Raw genomic sequence first — 3,019 nt, 5'->3', positions numbered from 1 at the left:
AGCAAAAAGACATTATGATCTTGGATGTCTCCCCCCACCGACTGGGGGTGGCGACAATCAAACAGGTGGGTAACGAGCAGTACATCGAGGACTACTTCAGTGAGCTGATTCCCAAAGACGCCAAGCTGCCCGCGATTACCAAGCGAGACTACATGACCCTCTCCGATGGCACCGGTCCCATTGCGATCCGTATCTACGAGGCAGTTACCGCAGGAAATCTCTGTCGTGAGCACCGTATGCTCAGTGAGCTAGCACTCCGGGCGCTGAATGCCGAGTCTAAAGATGAGCCGATTCAAGTCGAGTTCCGCTACACACTCGATGGGACTCTGGAGGTCGCCGCACGCTACATTAGCGCCCCCATGGTGCAGATTGATGGCAAGTTCATTCTGGATGCCCCTGGAGCGGGCGGCGCAGAGATCCCTCAGGATATCTGGCGCAATGCCCCGCTGGCCGAGCTGGCACTTCCTCTTATTGAGCAGGCGGAGCGGCAAGTTCAGGAAAACCCTGAGCTGGGCAGTAGCATTGGAGAGATGGCAGGTTTCGTCAAGCTCGCCGTGATCCAGAACGACGAAGACCAGGTACGCAAGCGCCTAGACAAGCTCACCGATCTTCTCTTTGAGCTCACTTAGGCTCTGAGGTCGAAACACCTTCTTGCCAATAATATCACCAGGCATGGAAGAAAAATTGGACACGATAACCCTCTACGATACCCTGGACATCTCCGAGTCGGCGAAGACTGAGGAGATCCAGCAGGCCTACTTTCGTCTTGTCCGTCTTTGTCAGCCCCAAAAAGACCCGGAGTACTATCAGGAGCTCAACCATGCACGTGAGACTCTGGTAGATCCGCAGCGACGTGGTGAGTACGATCAGACACGCAAAAACGGCTCACGGGTACGTGTCCTTGTGGATCAGGCTGCCCGTGCCCTGGAGCGCGACCCACAAAAAGCCCTCGGGCTGCTCAAAAGTGCCGTCGCCATGGCACCAGACCTACCTCGTCCGCGTCAGTTCATGGCGCAGCTCCTGATGCGAAACAAAGACTACGCCCTTGCCGAGCGGCAGTACCGCTGGCTTTTGCGGCGCACCCCCAACGACGAGGCCTTGCGCTGTAAGCTCGCCCGCTGTTTCTTAGTACAGGGAAAGGCCCCCGAGGCGGAGCAGGAGCTCAAGGCCTTACTTGCCCTCAATGAAGCGCACTACGATGCCCAGCTCCTTCTCGCACGCATCTACCGCAGCCAGGGACGTACTGAGGAGCTGATTGATGCGCTCGAGGGGGCGATCTTCATGGACGAGGTAGAGAACTTCGCGGACTTTAATGCCTTACTCCAGCTCCTGATGGTCTATATCCAGAGCGGTGATACTCCCAATGTTGAGGAAACCTCTCTACGCCTCCTCAATGTTATCCCCGCCAATAAAAGCCAGCTCGCCATGGATGCGTTTTTCCAGACAGTCGAGCTCTTTTTCCGTGAGGATCACTTTAACTGGGGCCATCAGCTCCTGCTTGCCACTCAGCCGCTTCCCTTGCCGGAGGACAGTCCCGCAAGAGCACGGAGGGAGGACCTTATTGCCTGGTCAGCGCTGCAACAAGAGGCGCAGAGCCTAGAGCGCGACACTCTGCTCCAGGGGGCCATTCGTAGCTGCTTTCAGGTGCTCTACCGCGACCGTTCCTCGGAGGCGATTCGCCAGACACGTATGAGCACTGCCTTTAGCCAGCTCCAAAAAGAGTACGAGGTTGATCCGCGTCAGATCCTACAGCAGCTCGCCTACCTTCGCAATGAGTATCCGCTAATCAGTGCCAACCAGGAAAAGTTCCTGGGCAGCCTCTGTCAGCGCGCCCTCCAGCGCCAAGTTTTTCTCCAGGCACAGCAAACAGCCCGAGCAGCCGCAGCCGCACAACAACCTGCTCTGGAGCCTCGCCGCAGCGGCTTCTTGGAGCGCTTGGCGGGAGCACGCTGAGCAAAGAGGCGAGCGCATGCTATAATTTCGTAGCATGAGCCAACTTACCCTTATCGAAGAAGTCCGCGCCCGCCAGATTCTGGACTCGCGCGGCAACCCCACTGTTGAAGTGGATGTTATTTTAGAGTGCGGCGTGGTCGGACGCGCCGCCGTTCCCTCAGGAGCCTCCACCGGCGCACACGAAGCCGTCGAGCTCCGTGATGGCGACAAAGCCGTCTATCTAGGCAAGGGTGTTTTAAACGCCGTCGCCAATGTCAACGACTCAATCTCCCCCGAGCTTTCCGGTTTCGACGCCTCGGATCAAGCGGGCCTAGACAGCCTACTGCGCACTCTGGATGGCACACACAACAAGGCCAAGTTCGGAGCCAACGCGATTCTGGGTGTCTCGCTGGCTGCGGCCAAAGCTTCGGCGGAGGCGCTGGAAACCCCACTGTGGCGCTATATCGGCGGCGCTAACGCCAAGCAGCTTCCCGTTCCAATGCTCAACATCATCAATGGGGGCAAGCACGCCGATAACTCCGTGGATCTACAAGAGTTCATGGTCATGCCCGTGGGCGCGACCAGCTTCTCCGAGGGCCTGCGCTGGGGCGCGGAGATCTTCCACGCCTTGAAGTCCGTGCTCAAAGGCAAGGGCTACGGCACGGCAGTCGGCGATGAGGGCGGCTACGCTCCGAACCTTAAGAGCAACGAAGAGGCGCTGGATGTGATCATGGAGGCGATCAACAAAGCGGGCTACACGCCGGGTGCCCAGATCCAGATCGCCATGGACCCCGCCACCACCGAGCTCTACGAAGAGGGCAAGGCCAATGGCCGAGAGGGTAGCTACTACTTCTGGAAGTCCAACCTCTGGAAGACCCGCGAGGAGATGGTCGCATTCTGGGCCGATCTCGCCGCCAACTACCCGATTATCTCGATTGAGGACGGTATGTCGGAGGACGACTGGGAGGGCTGGAAGCTACTCACGGAGGCCATCGGCAAGAAAGTCCAGCTCGTCGGGGATGATCTTTTCGTCACCAATACCACACGCCTGGCCACGGGCATCGAGCAGGGAATCGCCAACTCGATT

The 3,019-nt window shown here is 58.3% G+C and carries 3 protein-coding genes; all 3 read left to right on the top strand.

What is annotated here, in order from left to right:
* On the top strand, positions 1–629 hold a 629-nt coding region (locus ACH2EH_RS22000), incomplete at its 5' end, for a hypothetical protein (RefSeq protein WP_395145113.1).
* 43 nt (positions 630–672) lie between these two features.
* Positions 673–1,953, top strand: a complete 1,281-nt coding sequence (locus ACH2EH_RS21995; protein WP_395145111.1) for a tetratricopeptide repeat protein — start codon at positions 673–675, stop codon at positions 1,951–1,953.
* A 34-nt stretch (positions 1,954–1,987) separates the two neighbouring features.
* On the top strand, positions 1,988–3,019 hold a 1,032-nt coding region (gene eno / locus ACH2EH_RS21990), incomplete at its 3' end, for a phosphopyruvate hydratase (protein ID WP_395145110.1).

Origin of the sequence: Armatimonas sp., from assembly GCF_043760365.1 — a bacterium.
In the GTDB taxonomy this organism is placed as follows: Bacteria; Armatimonadota; Armatimonadia; order Armatimonadales; family Armatimonadaceae; genus Armatimonas.
Note: the sequence above shows the minus strand (reverse complement) of the source record. Positions and strands in the feature narration are given on the sequence as shown.